This window comes from Brachybacterium sp. JB7 (assembly GCF_003335205.1).
In the GTDB taxonomy this organism is placed as follows: Bacteria; Actinomycetota; Actinomycetes; order Actinomycetales; family Dermabacteraceae; genus Brachybacterium; species Brachybacterium alimentarium.
In genome coordinates this window covers 422,622-439,922 of sequence record NZ_QPGN01000002.1, presented here as the reverse complement: position 1 = coordinate 439,922, position 17,301 = coordinate 422,622, and the positions used below count along the sequence as shown (strand labels likewise).

General features: G+C 70.7%; 12 protein-coding genes. 6 read left to right on the top strand and 6 right to left on the bottom strand.

Annotation, left to right across the window (positions count from 1 at the left end):
- Positions 1–79: 79 nt before the first annotated feature.
- From CIK81_RS04285 to CIK81_RS04270, 4 genes are all read right to left on the bottom strand, one after another.
- Positions 80–955, bottom strand: a complete 876-nt coding sequence (locus tag CIK81_RS04285; RefSeq protein WP_096164576.1) for a sugar phosphate isomerase/epimerase — start codon at positions 953–955, stop codon at positions 80–82.
- Positions 956–1,013: 58 nt separating this feature from the next.
- The gene (locus tag CIK81_RS04280) at positions 1,014–2,066 is read right to left on the bottom strand and encodes an alpha/beta hydrolase (protein WP_241963935.1); all 1,053 of its coding nucleotides are present in this window, start codon (positions 2,064–2,066) and stop codon (positions 1,014–1,016) included.
- 87 nt (positions 2,067–2,153) lie between these two features.
- Positions 2,154–3,491 (bottom strand): BNR-4 repeat-containing protein, encoded by a 1,338-nt coding sequence (locus CIK81_RS04275; RefSeq protein WP_241963931.1) that lies wholly within the window; start codon positions 3,489–3,491, stop codon positions 2,154–2,156.
- A 44-nt stretch (positions 3,492–3,535) separates the two neighbouring features.
- The gene (locus CIK81_RS04270; protein ID WP_096164577.1) at positions 3,536–3,895 is read right to left on the bottom strand and encodes an L-rhamnose mutarotase; all 360 of its coding nucleotides are present in this window, start codon (positions 3,893–3,895) and stop codon (positions 3,536–3,538) included.
- A 346-nt stretch (positions 3,896–4,241) separates the two neighbouring features.
- On the opposite strand from CIK81_RS04270, the gene rhaI reads away from it, so the two are divergent.
- The 3 genes from rhaI to CIK81_RS04255 are packed head-to-tail and all read left to right on the top strand — an operon-like array spanning position 4,242 to position 9,102.
- Positions 4,242–5,420 (top strand): L-rhamnose isomerase, encoded by a 1,179-nt coding sequence (gene rhaI / locus CIK81_RS04265; protein WP_096164578.1) that lies wholly within the window; start codon positions 4,242–4,244, stop codon positions 5,418–5,420.
- A gap of 2 nt (positions 5,421–5,422) precedes the next feature.
- The gene (locus tag CIK81_RS04260) at positions 5,423–7,480 is read left to right on the top strand and encodes a bifunctional aldolase/short-chain dehydrogenase (protein WP_114355414.1); all 2,058 of its coding nucleotides are present in this window, start codon (positions 5,423–5,425) and stop codon (positions 7,478–7,480) included.
- On the top strand, positions 7,477–9,102 hold the full coding sequence (locus CIK81_RS04255) for a rhamnulokinase family protein (protein ID WP_096164580.1): 1,626 nt from the start codon (positions 7,477–7,479) through the stop codon (positions 9,100–9,102). The genes CIK81_RS04260 and CIK81_RS04255 overlap by 4 nt, the downstream gene beginning before the upstream one ends.
- On the opposite strand, the gene CIK81_RS04250 is transcribed toward CIK81_RS04255, so the two are convergent.
- Positions 9,062–10,075 carry a LacI family DNA-binding transcriptional regulator gene (locus CIK81_RS04250; RefSeq protein WP_096164581.1) on the bottom strand — a complete coding sequence of 338 codons (1,014 nt, stop codon included), beginning with the start codon at positions 10,073–10,075 and terminating at the stop codon, positions 9,062–9,064. The two genes, CIK81_RS04255 and CIK81_RS04250, sit on opposite strands and share 41 nt — an antisense overlap.
- Positions 10,076–10,159: 84 nt before the next feature.
- Positions 10,160–11,494: an ABC transporter substrate-binding protein gene (locus CIK81_RS04245; protein WP_241963930.1), complete on the bottom strand. Its 1,335-nt coding sequence runs from the start codon at positions 11,492–11,494 to the stop codon at positions 10,160–10,162.
- 357 nt (positions 11,495–11,851) lie between these two features.
- Here CIK81_RS04245 and CIK81_RS04240 point away from each other — a divergent pair, with 357 nt between their 5' ends.
- The 3 genes from CIK81_RS04240 to CIK81_RS04230 all read left to right on the top strand — a co-directional run bounded on the left by CIK81_RS04240 (position 11,852) and on the right by CIK81_RS04230 (position 17,188).
- The gene (locus tag CIK81_RS04240) at positions 11,852–13,288 is read left to right on the top strand and encodes an MFS transporter (RefSeq protein WP_241963928.1); all 1,437 of its coding nucleotides are present in this window, start codon (positions 11,852–11,854) and stop codon (positions 13,286–13,288) included.
- A 3-nt stretch (positions 13,289–13,291) separates the two neighbouring features.
- The gene (locus CIK81_RS04235; RefSeq protein WP_096164583.1) at positions 13,292–15,580 is read left to right on the top strand and encodes a family 78 glycoside hydrolase catalytic domain; all 2,289 of its coding nucleotides are present in this window, start codon (positions 13,292–13,294) and stop codon (positions 15,578–15,580) included.
- A 303-nt stretch (positions 15,581–15,883) separates the two neighbouring features.
- Positions 15,884–17,188, top strand: a complete 1,305-nt coding sequence (locus CIK81_RS04230; RefSeq protein WP_114311417.1) for an ABC transporter substrate-binding protein — start codon at positions 15,884–15,886, stop codon at positions 17,186–17,188.
- Positions 17,189–17,301 lie beyond the last annotated feature (113 nt).

Sequence of the window (17,301 nt, the reverse complement as noted above, 5' to 3'; positions counted from 1 at the left end):
ACAGATCATGTGACACCTGATCGTGCATCAGTCCCTTCCACTCGCTCGTCCACCGTCCGCTCGCCGCCCGACTCCCGGATCAGGCGCCCGATGCCGCCCACGCCGGGTCCGCTGCACGCACTGCGGCGAGCGCCGGCCCGGCCTCGGAGGCGACGTCGGCCCAGGTGCACTCGATCGAGACGTGCCCGCGGTATCCGCCGCCGCGCAGCGCCTCCAAGAACTCCGCGAGCGGCCACTCCCCCTGACCGGGCGGGGTGCGGCCCGAGTCGGCGATGTGGGCATGCGCGACGCGGTCGGCCCGAGCCCGGATCACCTCGAGGGGCTCCCCCTCCCGCATGATGTGGAAGAGGTCCGCGACGACCCTGAGCTCACCCATCCCGAACTCATCGAGGAAGTCGATCGCCTCGGTCACGGTGTTGATCAGGTCGGTCTCCCCACGATGCAGGGGCTCGAGGACGATCTCGAGGCCATGCTCCGCCCCGACGTCGCGGGCGACCTCGACCGAGCGGGCGAACTGCAGGCGGGCAGCGTCCGGGTCGACCCCCTCGGGCATGCGTCGTGCTGCTCCGCTGCCCAGCACCACGGTGGCTCCCGGGCGGGCCAGATCGGCGGCCGCGCCGAGCGCGGTGCGCAGGTAGTCGCGGGTCGAGGCGAGCGGAAAATCGGGATCGGACAGACGCATCGCCCCCGGCACCAGCACGGCGAACGACGGGGAGGCCGCGCGCGTCCGCAGTGCGGTGTTCACCCGCCACCCGCCGACACCGCCGCCGTCGTCGACACCGTCGCCGTCGGGCATGATCACGTTGCCGACGATCGTGGGCTCGATGTAGTCCGCGCCCGCGGCGAGGATCGCGTCGACGTCCTGGTCAGGAGCGATGACTCCGTACTGCGGTGATCGCCCGTGCTTCGGTGACTGTCCGTGATGCGGGGACTGCCCGTTCTGCGGTGACTGCATGGATCCTCCTCGATCCGGGTCGGTGCGACGGTCGCACCGGTCCTGCCCGTGCAGCGGTTCAGAGTCCGCGCACCAGGTCCCCCATCCGGTCCATGGAGTCGCGCGCCTCCGCCAGTCCCACCCGGTTCAGATGCCCGTGGCACACGCCGCGGCGCACGACATACTCGACGTCCACCCCGGCCTCGCGCAGCTGCTCGGCGTATCGACGCCCGCTGACCCGCAGGTCGTCGTACTCATCGGTCTCGATATAGGTGCGCGGGAGCGCCGCCAGCTGGCCGGGGTCGGCGAGCCCCGGGAAGTCGTAGGGCGTCGCCTCCTGGAAGGGGCGCCCGAGGTAGTTGCTCGACATGGCCTGCATCGTCTCGAGGGGGAAGCGCACCATCGGCGGCGTCGCCGCGAGCGCCTGCGCCTCCTCGGCGTCGGGCTCGGGCCGCACCGGATGGGCGACGAGATACATCAGCAGCGAGGCGGCCGGCAGAGTGCCCTCGTCGGTCAGGCGCAGGGACGCCGCCGCGGCGAGGTTGCCGCCCGCGCTGGCGCCGCCGATCGCGACCCGGGCCGGGTCGATGCCGAGGGTGTCCGCGCTGCTCCGCGTCCAGGCCACGGCCGCGCAGACGTCGTCCAGCGGGATCGGTGCGGTCACGTGCTCGGGCCCGCCGGGGAACTCGCGGGCGGGGCTCCCGTCGAACCCGTCGCACAGCCGGTAGTCGACCGAGACCACGACGGCATCGGCGCGTCCGGCGACGCCCCGCGCCACATGGTCGCCCTCGGGCATGTCGAGGTCGCCGTGCACGAAGCCACCGCCGTGCAGCCACACCAGGCAGGGTCGTGGCCCGTCGGCCGAGGCCCGCGGGGTGTAGACGCGCACGGGGACCGGGCCGTGCGGGCCGGGGATCTCCCGGTCCTCGGCATCGACCGCCCACGTCTCCGGCGGGCCATACGGAGCGTCCCAGGCTCGATGCGCCTGTGCGTCGACGTCCTCCCAGGTGGCGGCATCGCCGAGGGCGTGCATCCGACGTTCCATCTCGAGGGGGCCGGTGGGGGTGGCCATCGCCTCCTCGGCGGGGTCACGGGGCGCGGGCCGGAGATCGGGGGAAGTCTTCTCTGTCATCGCGGGTCCTTTTCGGTGGTGCGGAGGGTGCGGGCGGGCCGGTGCAGTGGGCGGGCCCTGCGGACGGGGCTCTGCGGACGGGGCTCCTCAGCGCGGAGTGCTGCGGAGCACGACCTCGCAGTCGTAGTCCTGGGAGGAGCGCATGGTTCCGCGGAACCAGAGCAGATGAGTCGTGGACGGGTCGCCCGGGGCGACGATCGGGCGGAGGTTGTCGACCCCCGGGTTCTCGGCGGCATCGGTGAGCGCGGTCCATGCCCAGCGTCGCCCCTCGTCGGCGGTGTGTCCACGGAAGATCTCATGGTGAGCGAGGCGGGAGCCGTCGCGCGGGTCGATCGGGGTGGAGAGGTAGACGGTGTCGACGTCGTACGGGTCGATCGCCGCCAGCCCGGAATAGTCCTGCTCGTGCGGCAGCAGGCCTGGCCCGGCCTTCGCGAGCGGAGAGAGGGTCCACCGGCCGTCGGCGCCGAGCCGGGCATAGACGAAGCGCAGGTCCGGGACCGGGACGTTGCGTCCCAGATCTGCGCCGTCCGGTGCCGCCTGATGGTCGGCGCGGGCGGTCATCACCGCGGCCACCTGACCGTCCGCCTCGCGGATGTCCGTGGTCCAGGCGTGCCCCAGCCGCGCTCCCCCGACCTCCGTGCCCGCGGCGAGCACGGTGGTCAGCTCCGCCTGGTCCGGCGCGGGATCGGTGAACGGTTCGGCCTCCAGGGCGCGGCCGGTGCTGTCGCGGAGGCGGCCGCGCGCGATCGTGCCGTGGTAGATCGAGTTGTCGTGGTCGCGCGGGTGATGGTCGGTGACCAGCACGTGCAGGCTCCCGGGGCCGTCGGCGTAGCGGGCGTAGCCGTTGACGTAGCCGATCTTGGGGCGGTCGAACAGCTTACCGGCGTAGGCCCAGGTGTCCCCGTGGTCGTCGGAGACCAGGGCGCAGGGATCGTCGTTGACGGCCCGGGCGATGCAGTACAGGCGGCCGTCGATCTCGTGGAGGTTGGAGTAGGTGACGCCGCGGCCGCCGGTGTGCGCGGTCCAGTCGTAGGTGCGCTCCTCGCCCCAGCGGGTGGGGTCGCCGGGTTCGCTGATCCGCCAGTGGGTGAGGTCGTCGCTCTTGTGCCGGGCGTAGACCGCGAGCCAGCGGCCGTCCGGCCGACGCCACAGTGCGGGCACATCGTGATCGTCGGCCTCGAACCCGGGGTGCAGGGTCACCACCTGGGCGGCGCCCGACGCGAGATCCACGACCGTGAGATCGAGGTCCCCGCGACGCGCAACATCCTCAGGGGCTCCCCCGGAGGCGATGGAGCCGACGACGAGCAGCCCGGCCTCGGGGTCGACCAGCGCGCGCTCGTCCTGGAACCAGCACCAGGCGCCATCGGGGTTGATGACCTGCGGGGAAGGCGCGGACTGCGGGCTGCTCGGCCTCATCGGACTCATCGGGCTCCTTCGCTCGGGGACTGCAGTGCCAGGGGATCAGTGGATCATGCGAGGTGGAAGTACTGCGGCAGCACCTGCTTCTCGCCGCCGCCGGGCGCGAAGTACTCGGCCATCGTCGCCTCCCAGCGCGGGGAGATCGCGGCGCGACCCATGGCCTCCTGCGCGGCGTCGACGTCATCGGCCTCGAAGTAGCCGACGACCATGCCATCCTCCGGGCGCAGGAACAGGGAGTAGTTGCGCCAGCCCGCGGTGGTCAGCGCCTCGCGCATCTCCTCCCACACGTCCTGGTGGGCGGCGACGTAGTCGACCAGCCTCTCGGGGCGCACGTGCAGCAGGAAGCAGCAGCGATGCGGGCTGCGGGCGGGGGTGGTGGCGAGCAGGTGGTCAAGGTCAGCGCTGGTCAACGGGGCTCCTGCGGGGATGGCGTGAAGTCCGAGGGTTTCGTGGATACCCGGCTCATGCGCGCGAGTCTCGGGACTGGCCTCGGCGTGCACCCGCTGCCGCCCATCCTGAGTTCATCGACCGGCAATGTCAACCGCTTTCCCGCGCCACCCGCGAGCGGAACGCGGCGCGCCCAGCGCGCCCCCTCGGGCGTCGCCAGTGCCGCCTGGCACTTCCACCCAATGGCGTGATAACGTGGGTTGAGTCGTTTCAACTAGTGCGTGACACCCGCTGCGGCATGACATCGCACCACCCCGCCCGTCACCGTCGACCGGGTTCCGGCTCCGACGGAATCCTCGAGGAGCACCCATGACCACTCCCACCACCCTTCCCGCCGACGTCGCCCGGGATCTCGAAGAGTTCTCGATCGAGGTCCCCAGCTGGGGCTACGGCAACTCCGGCACCCGCTTCAAGGTGTTCGGCACCCCCGGCACCCCGCGCGACCCCTTCGAGAAGATCGCCGACGCCGCGCAGACCCACGCCTTCACCGGCTCGGCGCCGCGCGTCTCCCTGCACTACCCCTGGGACAAGGTCGAGGACTTCGGTGCCCTGCGCGAGTTCGCCGAGGAGCAGGGCATGACGCTCGGGATGATCAACTCCAACACCTTCCAGGACGACGAGTACAAGTTCGGCTCGCTCACGCACGGCGACAAGACCGTGCGGCGCCGCGCGATCGACCATCACCTCGAGTGCCTGGACGTCATGCGCGCCACCGGCTCGCACGAGCTGAAGATCTGGCTGGCCGACGGCACGAACTACGCCGGGCAGGATTCGATCCGCGCCCGTCAGGACCATCTCGCGGAGTCCCTCGCGGAGATCTACCAGGGACTCGGCGAGGGCGAGCGGATCGTGCTCGAGTACAAGTTCTTCGAGCCGGCGTTCTACCACACGGACGTCCCGGACTGGGGCACCAGCCTGCTGCACTGCCTGGCCCTCGGCGAGCAGGCGCAGGTCGTGCTCGACACCGGTCACCACGCGCCCGGCACCAACATCGAGTTCATCGTCGCCCAGCTGCTGCGCCAGAACCGCCTCGGCGCCTTCGACTTCAACTCGCGCAACTACGCCGATGACGATCTGATCGTCGGGGCGGCGGACCCGTTCCAGCTGTTCCGGATCCTGTTCGAGATCGTCCAGCAGGACGCGCACCGCCCTGCCGCGGGTGTGAACTTCATGCTCGACCAGTGCCACAACCTGGAGTCCAAGATCCAGGGCCAGATCCGCTCGGTGCTGAACGTCCAGGAGACCCTCGCCAAGACGCTGCTGGTGGATCGCGAAGCCCTCGCCGATGCCCAGGAGCGCCACGACGTGCTCGAGGCGAACACGATCCTCATGGACGCGTTCTGGACCGACGTGCGCCCGGCCCTGGCCGCCTTCCGCGAGGAGCGGGGCCTCCCGGCCGATCCGTTCGAGGCGTTCCGGGCGAGCGGCTACGAGGACAAGGTCGCCGCGGAGCGCGTGGGCGGCAACCAGATGGGATGGGGAGCCTGAGCATGACGACGCATCGCACCACGAACGCACGCGAGACGATCGACGCCCTGCTCCGCCGCTCGCACGAGCTGGGCGACGATCCGAGGAACACCAACTACGCGGGCGGGAACACGTCCGCCAAGGGCACGGACACCGATCCGGTCACCGGCGAGGAGACCGAGCTGCTGTGGGTCAAGGGCTCCGGCGGAGACCTCGGCACGCTGCAGGAGAAGGGCCTGGCGGTGCTGCGCCTGGATCGTGTGCGCGCCCTGCAGGACGTGTACCCGGGCGTGGACCGGGAGGACGAGATGGTCGCGGCCTTCGACTACTGCCTGCACGGCAAGGGCGGCGCCGCGCCGTCGATCGACACTGCCATGCACGCGCTCGTCGATGCCGCCCACGTGGACCACCTGCACCCCGACGCCGGGATCGCGCTCGCGACCGCGGCCGACGGCGAGCGCCTGACGACGGAGTGCTTCGGCGACGCCGTGGTGTGGGTGCCGTGGCGCCGCCCGGGATTCCAGCTGGGCCTGGACATCGCGGCGATCAAGGCGGAGCACCCCGCTGCGATCGGCTGCATCCTCGGCGGGCACGGCATCACCGCCTGGGGCGAGACCTCCCAGGAGGCGCAGGAGAACTCCCTGCGGATCATCGCCGAGGCGACCGAGTTCCTCGAGCGCACCGGCTCCGCGGAGCCGTTCGGCGCGCACGACGCCGCCCGGGAAGCACTTCCGGAGGCCGAGCGCCATGCGAAGGCGTCGGCCCTGTTCCCGGTGATCCGCGGCCTCGCCTCGACCGATGCCCCGATGATCGGGCACTGGACGGACACCGAGATCGTGCACGAGTTCCTCGCCAGCGAGAAGCTCGCGCCCCTGGCCGAGCTCGGCACCTCCTGCCCCGACCATTTCCTGCGCACCAAGGTGAAGCCCCTGGTCCTGGACCTCCCGGCCGACGCGTCGGTCGAGGACTCCGTGGCCCGCCTGACGGAGCTGCACGAGGCGTACCGCGAGGACTACTCCGCCTACTACGAGCGCCATGCTGAGCCGGACTCCCCCGCCCTGCGCGGTGCGGACCCCGCGATCGTGCTGGTCCCGGGCGTGGGCATGTTCAGCTTCGGTGCCGATAAGCAGACCGCGCGCGTGGCCGGCGAGTTCTATGTCAACGCCATCCACGTCATGCGGGGCGCGGAGTCGATCTCGACCTATGCGCCGATCGAGGAGTCGGAGAAGTTCCGCATCGAATACTGGGCCCTCGAGGAGGCGAAGCTGCAGCGCAAGCCCGCGCCCAAGCCGCTCGCCACTCGAGTGGCGCTGGTGACCGGGGGCGGCTCCGGGATCGGCAAGGCCACCGCGGCCCGACTGGTCGCCGACGGGGCCTGCGTGGTCATCGCCGATCTGAACCTCGAGAACGCACAGGCCGTCGCCGAGGAGCTGGGCGGACCGGACAAGGCCGTGGTCCTGCGGGCCGACGTCTCCGATGAGGCCGCGGTCGTGGAGGCGGTCGCCGAGGCTGTGCTCGCCTTCGGCGGCCTCGACCTGATCGTCAACAATGCCGGGCTGTCGCTGTCCAAGCCGCTGCTGGAGACCACCGCGAAGGACTGGGACCTCCAGCACGACGTCATGGCGCGCGGCTCGTTCCTGGTCTCCCGGGAGACGGCGCGAGTGATGATCGACCAGGCCATGGGCGGGGACATCATCTACATCTCCTCGAAGAACTCCGTGTTCGCCGGGCCCAACAACATCGCCTACTCGGCGACCAAGGCCGATCAGGCCCATCAGGTGCGGCTGCTCGCGGCGGAGCTCGGCAGCCATCAGATCCGGGTCAACGGCATCAACCCCGACGGGGTGGTGCGCGGCTCCGGCATCTTCGCCGGCGGCTGGGGCGCCAGCCGCGCGAAGGTCTATGGCGTCCAGGAGGAGGACCTCGGCAAGTTCTACGCCCAGCGCACGCTGCTCGGACACGAGGTGCTGCCGGAGAACGTCGCGAACGCCGTGTTCGCCCTGACCTCCGGGGACCTCTCGCACACCACCGGCCTGCACGTCCCGGTCGACGCCGGGGTCGCGGCCGCGTTCCTGCGATGAGCGGCGCCGTCCCGGCCCCCGGCCCACGACCTGACTACGGCACCAGCACCAGCACCGGCACCAGCAGCCCGTTCGCAGTCGCGGCGATCGATCTCGGTGCCACCTCGGGCCGGGTCATGCTCGGCGTGGTCGACCACGGTCGCCTCGAGCTGGTCCCGGCGCACCGCTTCGAGAACCGTCTGGTCCGGCGCGGCGGTCACCTGTGCTGGGATCTCGATGCCCTGTGGGCCGAGATCAGGCAGGGGCTGGCCGACGCCCATGATCTCGCCGTCGTGCGTGGACTGGGCCGCCTGTCCTCCATCGGCGTCGACTCCTGGGCCGTGGACTACGGCCTGGTCGGGCCGGACGCGGTCGGGGCCGACGGCACCCCTGTGCCGGGCTCCGGCGAGCGCCTCGGCGAGGTGATCGCCTATCGGGATTCCCGCACCGACGGGGTCGCCGACGAGTTCGCGCGGAAGGTCTCCCGGGAGCGACAGTTCGCGCTCACCGGGATCGCCCAGCAGCCCTTCAACACGATCTACCAGCTGCTGGCCGACGACCGCCTCGCGGAGCTGCCCGCGGGCAGCGCGCTGCTGATGGTGCCCGACCTCATCGGCTACCTGCTCACCGGCGAGCGCCGCACGGAGCTCACCAACGCCTCGACCACCGGGATGCTGTCGGTGACCGCCCGGGAGTGGGTCCCCGAGCTCCTGGAGGCAGCCGGCGTGGACCGCGCGCTGTTGGCGCCCCTGATCGCACCGGGCGAGCAGCTGGGCACGGTCCGCCCGGAGCTCGCCTCCGTGCTCGGCATCGGTGAGGCCCCGGTGATCGCCGTCGGCTCCCATGACACCGCGTCGGCGGTGCTGGCGGCCCCGGCCTCGCCGGCGGCCGCCCTCGAGAACGCCCCCGTCGCCTACATCTCCTCGGGCACCTGGTCCCTCATCGGGCTCGAGCTGGCCGGCGCGGTCCCCTCGGGGCCGGCCCTCGCGGCCGGCTTCACGAATGAGCGCGGCATCGACGGCACATTCCGCGTCCTCAAGAACGTGGCCGGGATGTGGCTGGTCAGCGAATCGATCCGGCAATGGGAGGACGAGGGCGCGCAGGTCGACCTCGGTGATCTGCTGGAGGCCGCCGCGTCGGTCCCGGGCGGCCGCTTCCGGATCGACCCCACCGATCCGGCCTTCCTCCCGCCCGGCCAGATGGCGGATCGGGTCATGGCCGCCGCCCGCCCGGTCACCGGCGAGCAGCACGGGGACCACGAGGACGGACCGGAGCGGCGCAGCGCCCACCCTCGCTCCCCCGCCGAGCTGGTGCGCTGCATCCTCGAATCGCTCGCCGAGACCTACCGCGACGGGCTGCACACCGCCTGCCGACTCGCCGAACTCCCCCTGCCGTCGCGTCTGCACGTCGTCGGCGGAGGCAGCCGCAACGCCCTGCTGAACCAGCTCACCGCCGACGCCCTGGGCATCGAGGTGGTCGCCGGCCCCATGGAGGCGACCGCGCTGGGGAACATCGCGGTGCAGGCCCGAGCTCTCAGTGCCGTTCCGTCCCCCGACGGCGCGATCCGGGAGCTCATCCGCGCGAGCGTGGACCTGGAGACGTTCAGCCCGTCGTCGACTCGCGCTCCACGAGCGTCGGCGTGAAGCTCACGTGCCGGGGCGAGGCGTCGGGATCGGCGATCTCCTCCTCGAGCAGGGCGAGCGCGGTGCGGCCCATGAGGTCGGCCGGCTGCGCCACCGAGGTCAGCGGCACCACGGTCGAGCTCGCGAAGGCGATGTCGTCGTAGCCCACCAGCGCGATCTCCTCGGGCACCGAGATCTGGTGACGGAAGGCGAACGCCTGCAGGACGCCGACGGCGATCAGGTCGTTCACGCAGAACACGGCGTCGGGACGCTCGGCCGCAGGGCGTTCGACGATGCTCATGCCGGCGGCGCGGCCCGCGAGCACGGTGAGGTCCTCCGCGTCGAGCACCTCGAGCTCGATCCCGGCGTCGGCCGCGGCGCGGCGTGCCCCGTGCAGACGATCCGCGACCTGCCGCAGATCCTGCCGGGCGGCGACCACGCCGATCCGGCGCCGCCCCAGCTCGGCGAGGTGCCGCACGGCGATCTCGCCACCGGCGATGTCGTCCACGCTCACCGAGGACCCACCGGTGGCGTCCCGGCTGCTCTCGACCAGCACCACGGGCGTCCCGCGTCGGCGGATCCCGTCGATGAGCTCCTTGGTGCCGCCGGTCGAGGCGAGCAGGATGCCCCGCACACGCTGCTCCTCGAACAGCGAGAGGTACAGCCGCTCGCGCTGCTCCCGGTTGCCCGTGCTGCCGGCGATCACTGCGAGGGAGGAGGACTCCGCGGCGGATTCGATGCCGCCGACGATCTGGCCGTAGAACGGGTTCGCGGAGTCCAGCACGATCGCGCCGACGGTGCGGGAGTGGCCGAGCTTCAGCTGGCGAGCGGCATCGTTGCGCACGTAGCCGAGTTCGGCGATCGCCGCCTCGACCCGTTCGCGACGGTCCTGGGAGACGATGTCCGGCCGGTTCAGGACGTTGGAGACGGTACCGACGGAGACCTCCGCGCGGCGCGCGACATCCTTCATGCTCACCAGGCGGTTCCCGGCCACTCCCCCACGCTCCTCGGCTCGACCTGACCGGCCCCGGGGCCGTGGGCTCCGGGACCGTGATCCGGTGACTGTATCGCGATCGCCTCAGCCCAGCAGACCCGATGCTTCGTCGATCACGGCGGCGCTCGCCTCCGCGGGCTTCTCCCGCCCGAACAGCACGTCCTCGACGTGCCGGGCGAGGGCGTCGTCGACGGCTCCGCCGCCGGGCGGGGTGAGCGGCGGCGCCTCGCCGAGCTCGTCCGCGATCGCCTCGATGAAGTCGACCGCCTTGAGATCGGAGTCGGTGAGCTCGGGGACGATCGCCTCGCGCACCTCGAGGTTCGCGGGCACTCCGCGCTCGGCGAGCAGGATCTTCCCGGCGTCGACGCTGTTGAGCAGCCAGTCGACGAGGGCCACGGCGTCATCCTGCTTCTGGGAGGTCGCGGCGACCGAGAAGTACATCGACGCCTTGTACCAGAGCTGGGCGTCGGCCGCGCTGCCGGTCATCGAGGGCATCCGCAGGATCACGACCTTCCCGTCGAGCGCGGCATCCAAGGTGACGACCTGGTTCGACCACTGCGCCTGGATCGCGCACTTCCCGACGGCGAACAGCGCCTGGTCGACGGACTGGCCCGCCTCCTCGACGGCCACGGACGCAGGCGGCGCCGCACCGCTGTCCTGCAGCTCGAGTGCGAAGTCCATCCACTTCTCGAGCTGATCGGCGGTGTACCCGACGCCGTCCGGGCCGAACCGGTCGGCCCCGAGCTGACGCAGGAACACGCTCAGCGGCGGCCCGCCCGCCGCACCGAACTGCTGCACCCCGTAGGTGCCCTCCGGGGTGTTCTCCGAGATCTTCGTGGCGATCTCCAGGAGGTCCTCCCAGGTCCAGGTGGTGTCGTCCGGCATGTCGACGCCCGCCGCCTCGAACAGATCGGGGTTCGCCAGCAGCACCGGGGCGTTGATCCCGGCGTTGACGGCGAACAGCCCTTCGTCGACCATGCCGGCGTCCAGGGCATCGGGGTCGATGCCGTCGGTGTCGAAGTCCGTGGTGGACAGATCCAGCAGGATCTTCCGGCTCGAGTACTCGGCGAGGTAGCCCTCGTCCATCTGGATGATGTCCGGTGCGTCCCCGCCGGCGACCTGCGTGGCGAGCTTGTCCCAGTAGCCGCTCCAGTCACCCGGCTCGGCGGAGACCGTGAGGTCGGGCTCGATGTCCTGAAAGGCCTCCAGGGCAGTGCGGGTGAGCTCGTCGCGCGTCGTGTTGCCCCACCACGCGAAGCGGAGATCCCCCGACTCGGCATCCCCGGAGTCGCCGCTGCCCGCAGCGTTAGGGCCGCAGGCGGACAGCGAGGCGACGGAGACGAGCGAGGTCAGAGCGAGGGGCGCAGCAAGGGCGGCACGACGGGTGGGCAGGCGGACGAGCAGGCGGGAGGACGTCATGTGATCTCCTTCGATCGGCGAGGGCAGGGAGACCCGACCGGAGATTCCGCTGCGGGACTCTCGGGACTCTGCAGCGGGAGGTCGTCGGGGTGCACGGCTCGGACCAGGTCGGGCGCGAGTGCATCGTGACCGGAGTGCAGACACGCCGCTTGAAACGTGTAAAGCCCTTTCCGACCCCATGAATGCGGACCTGGCGCCTCGCATCTGCCGTACGGGTTGTGGGCCGGTCGAGCCGTTGCTAGTCTCGCCGGACACGATGTTGAGTCGTTTCAACAGATTTGGGTATCGCCGCAGGCCATAGAGACAGGACCGAGAAGCTGCGGCTCACGCCCTGCACCCGTTCGAAGGAGAACACGAGTGCGACCAGACCATTCGAGCCCGTCGACCGCCCATCCCTGGTGGGTGGCCCTGATCTGCGGAATGGCGTCGTACATCGACTCCGCCGCCATCGTCAGCTCCGGCACCGCGCTGGTGCTCTACCAGCACTCCATCGGGATCACCGAGGGCCAGATCGGCGCCCTCTCCGCGACCCTCACCCTGAGCATCGCCGTCGGCGCACTCACCGGAGGGCGGCTCGGCGATCGCTACGGGCGCCGTCGAGTCTTCCTCACCACGATGGCGATGATCGTCATCGGCTCGGCCCTGCTGGTGCTCGCGCCCGGGTTCGCGATGCTGATGGTGGGCATGATGCTCGTCGGTCTCGGCTCCGGCGCCGATCTCCCGGTCTCCCTCGCCTCGATCTCCGAGGCGGCATCGGACCACAACCGCGGTCGGCTCGTCGGCTTCTCGCAGATCCTCTGGTTCGGTGGGATCATCGGCGCGAACGTCTTCGGCATCATCGCTGGCGGCCTGGGCCAGCTCGGCGGCCAGATCATGTTCTGCCACGTCGGGATCGTCGCCCTGATCGTCCTCGCCGCGCGACTGAGCATCCCCGAGTCGACCACCTGGGCTAACGCCGACCGCGAGCGCCTCGCCGGCTCGGACACGATCCGCGCCTCGAGCACAGGCCTCAAGGACGTGCTCAGCCAGAAGATCTTCCTCATGCCGTTCCTCGCCCTGATCGGCTTCTACACGCTCACGAACATCGGCGCGAACACCGGCGGTCAGTTCGGCACCTACATCGGCGTGAACGTCGTGGGGATCACCGTGCAGCAACAGTCGCTGCTGGGCATCGTGATGCTCGGCGTCGGCATGCTCGGCGCCATGGTGTTCATGCGGATCGTCGACACCCCGCTGCGGATGAAGGTCTACGCCGTCGGCGCCGTCCTCCTGGCCGGCTCCTACCTGATCCCCGTGGTCTTCGGCTTCAGCCTGATCCCTTGGGTCGCCCTGAGCTTCTTCAACGCCATCGGCGGCGCGTTCGCTTTCGAGGCGATCATGAAGGTCTGGTCCCAGGAGTCCTTCCCGACCCTGCTGCGCTCGACGGTGCAGGGCTCCGTGATCGGCATCGCCCGGGTTCTCGCCGCCGGGGTCGCCCTTATTACGCCGGCCCTCATGAACACGCCGACGATGGCCTACCTGCTGCTCACGATCATCGTGACGGTCGGCCTCGTCTGCGGGTGGGTCGGGTTCCGACGCACCGGGTTCGACGCCTTTGCCGAGGAGACCCTCGACGCCTCCACGCTATCCGCCCCCGCAGCCGCCTCCGTCGGCGACACGAACCCCGGCGCGCATTCCGGTGCCGGCACCAGGACACGCACCGACCGTCGACGCCCTCCCCGCCCCGCTGCGCCGCATGCCGTTCGGCACGCACAGCTCTCCCCCACCACCCCATACGCCCCGACCGAGAGGTGACCCATGACCACGACTGACAGCACTACCGCTGACGCCCCCGCCGCCGCACCGTTCGAGAGCGCCACGGCGATCACCGCCGATCCCACGGATGGCCGCGCCCCCGTACTGTCCACGCGCGCCGCGCTCCAGGGCCCTGCCTCGGCGATCGCCGGCGCGGAGCTCCTCGCCACCGCCCACGGCATCTACGAGGCATCGCTCAACGGCGCACGCGCCACCGACTCCGTGCTGAACCCGGGCTGGACCGTCTACGAGTCCCGCCTGCAGGTGCAGCGCTTCGACGTCACCGAGCAGGCACGCTCCGGCGGCGAGGAGATCGAGCTGTCGGTGCTCCTGGGCCGCGGCTGGTGGAACGGCGACTTCGGCTTCGGCGACGCCGCCTCCAACTACGGGGACGAGAACGCTCTCCTCGCCGCCCTGGTCATCACCTACGCGGACGGCTCCACCCAGACCGTCGCCACCGACGAGACCTGGACCGCGACCGATTCGCCGATCACCTTCGCGACGATCTACGACGGCCAGCACGAAGACCGCACGCTCGCTGCCGGCGACCCCCGCCCCGTGCGCGTCACCGAGATCGACCGGTCCACGCTGATCGAACAGGCCTCCCCGCTGATCACTCGGCACGAGACCCGTCGGCCCGAGAAGATCTGGACCTCTCCCTCCGGGAAGACGCTGCTCGACTTCGGGCAGAACCTCGTGGGCTGGCTGCGCTTCACAGTCACCGGCCCTGCGGGCACGGAGATCACCCTGCGCCACGCCGAGGTGCTCGAGCACGAGGAGCTCGGCACCCGGCCGCTGCGCGCCGCGAAGGCCACCGATCAGCTGGTGCTCTCCGGTGACGTCGACGGCGACTACTTCGAGCCGACGTTCACGTTCCACGGTTTCCGCTATGCGGAGGTGACCGGCTGGCCCGGGGAGCTCACCGCCGAGGACATCGAGGCGGTCGTCGTCCACTCCGACATTCCCCGGACCGGCTGGTTCGAGTCCTCCCATGAGGGCGTGAACCAGCTGATCAGCAACTCGATCTGGTCCCAGCGCGGCAACTTCCTCGCCGTGCCCACGGACTGCCCCCAGCGCGACGAGCGCCTGGGCTGGACGGGCGACATCGCCGCCTACGCCGCCACCGCCGCCTACCAGTTCGACGTCTCCGACTTCCTCCATAGCTGGCTCCTCGACGTACAGGCCGAGGCGAGCCTGCCGCCGCTGAGCTTCGTCCCCTTCGTCGTGCCGGACATCCTCAAGCTCCGCGTCGGCGGTGCCGACCCCTTCTCCGACGGTGACCCGAAGGAAATACCCACCGCGATCTGGGGCGATGCAGCCGTCTGGGTCGCCGAGGCCCTGTGGAACGCCTACGGGGACCTCGACCGGCTGCGCGCCGAGTACCCGGGGATGGTGCTCCACCTCGAGTCGGTCGAGCGCGCGCTGTCCCCCACGGGTCTCTGGGACCAGGGGTTCCAGTTCGCGGACTGGCTCGACCCCGACGCGCCGGCGGACTCACCCGCCGATGCGAAGGCGGACAAGGGCGTCGTGGCCACCGCCTGCCTGATCCGTTCGGCGCGTTTCGCCGCCGAGACGGCCCGTCTGCTCGGCGAGGAGGCCGACGCCACCCGCTGGCAGGACCTCGCCGATCGCACGCTCGCCGCCTTCACCGAGGCCTACGTGAGCGCCGACGGCCACATCGTCTCCGATTGCGCGACCGTGTACGCCCTCGCGATCGCCTTCGACCTGCTCGACGAGGGCACCCGACCGCGCTCCGCCGAGCGCCTCGCCGAACTCGTCCGCGAGGCGAACTACCAGGTCTCCACCGGCTTCGCCGGCACTCCCTTCGTGACCTGGGCCCTCTCCGAGACCGGCCACGTCGAGGACGCCTACCGGCTGCTCCTGGAGGACTCGAACCCCTCCTGGCTGTACCCGGTCTCGATGGGCGCCACCACTATCTGGGAGCGCTGGGACTCGATGCTGCCGGACGGCTCCATCAACCCCGGCGAGATGACAAGCTTCAACCACTACGCCCTCGGCGCCGTGGCCGACTGGATCTACCAGGTCATCCTCGGCATCCGCGCCGCCGAGCCCGGCTACCGCCGGATCCTGATCCAGCCCACCCCGGGCCCGGGCATCGACTGGGCCAAGGGCGCCTACGACTCGGTCGTCGGCCGCATCGAGGTGTCGTGGGAGTCGGCGGCCGACGGGAGCTTCGCCCTGACGGCCACGATCCCCGACGGCATCGAGGCCGACGTGGTGCTCCCCGACGGCGCCCGTCACACCGTCACTGGTGGTCGGCACAGCTTCTGAGAGGAGACGGCGGACCCTCGCCGACGGAGCCCACGGCCGCCTGCCCGACAGCACGGCACAGCAGCACGCCGCTGCACGGCAAGGCACGGCACAGCACGGCACGGCGCTCCACGGCACAGCACGCCCCGTCCCGCACCGCGGTAAGCGCTTGACCGTGGCAGTGCGTCGGGTCGAGACTGGCTCATGTCCGCCCCGGTCGGGCCCAGCCGGAAGAGCCTGAATTTCCCACGTGAGCAGAGAAGCTCTCCCCCTCGACCGTCACCGCAGTCCCACCGTCTCGCCGCCCCTGCACAGGAGATTCCGATGCTCTCTCGCCGTCACGCCCTCGCCCTCATGGCCGCCGCCGGCGCCGCTCCTGCCCTGGCCGCCTGCGGCCCGAACTCCGCCTCCAGCTCCGACAGCGGAAAGCTGCGGATCTACTGGTGGGGAGCAGATCTTCGGGCGGGGCTCACCCAAGAGGTGCTGGACATGTACTCCGAGGACCACGCGGACATCACGATCGAACCGGAGTACAGCGACTGGTCGGGATACTGGGACAAGCTCGCCACCCAGACCGCCGGCGGCAGCGCCCCGGACATCATCCAGATGGACGAGGCCTACATCGACTCCTACGGCAGCAAGGGGTCGCTGCTGGATCTGGAGAGCGTCTCGGACACGCTGGACCTCTCCGCGATGGACGACGCGATCCTCGAGACCGGACGCCTGGCCGACGGCACGCTCGTGGGAGCGCCGAACGGGTTCAACCTCTTCGCCACCGGCATGAACCCCACGCTGCTCGAGAAGGCCGACATCGCCCTGCCCGATGACACCACCTGGACCTGGGACGACTTCCTGGAGCTCTGCCAGGAGATCTCCGAGTGGGGGAAGTCCTCGGGCGAGAACCTGGTGGGAACCAGCGGGTTCGGTCTAGGTTCCGGCGATCTCGCCGCGTGGGCACGACAGTCCGACGACGAGCAGCTGTTCCCCCGCGAGGACGAGAAGATGGTCTCCAAGGACACGATCGTCTCGCTGCTGGAGTACAGCCTCAGCCTCGCCACCTCCGGCGCGGCGCTCGAGCCCGGGGCGCAGATCGAGAACAACTCGGCGAGCCTGGAGCAGGGACTGTTCGCGACGGCGGGCTGCGCCTTCCAACAGGTGCCGAGCTCGCAGATCCTTACCTTCCAGGACTCCACCGGCGACCCGCTGCAGCTGCTGCGCACCCCCGCCCGCACCAGCGGCAAGGCGAAGATGGTGAACAAGGCGTCCATGTACTGGTCCCTCAGCGCGAAGTCGGCGGTTTCCGCCGCCGCCGCAGAGCTCACGAACTTCCTGCTGAACGACAAGGGCGCCGCCGAGGTGCTGAAGATCGAGCGCGGCATCCCCGCCTTCCCCGAGCTGCAGGAGGCGGTGCGCCCGCTACTCACCGAGAACGAGCTGGTCTCCCTCGACTTCGCGCAGACCATGCAGGAGGAGGTCGTGAAGCCACCTGCGGTGACGCCCGCCAGCGGAGTCGGCTTCGGGGACGAGTACACCCGTCTGGCCGAAGAGTCGCTGTTCGGCAAGCGCACCCCTTCGGACGTGGCCGACGAGATCCTCGAGATCCTCACCGACATGCAGCCCGAGAGCTGATCCGTTCTCTTCCCTGGGCCCCGCCCTTAGGCAGGGTCACGCCTGGCCTGGCCAGGTCAGGTCAGGTCGGGCCACGCCACGCCCACGCCCACGCCCACGCCCACGCCCACGCC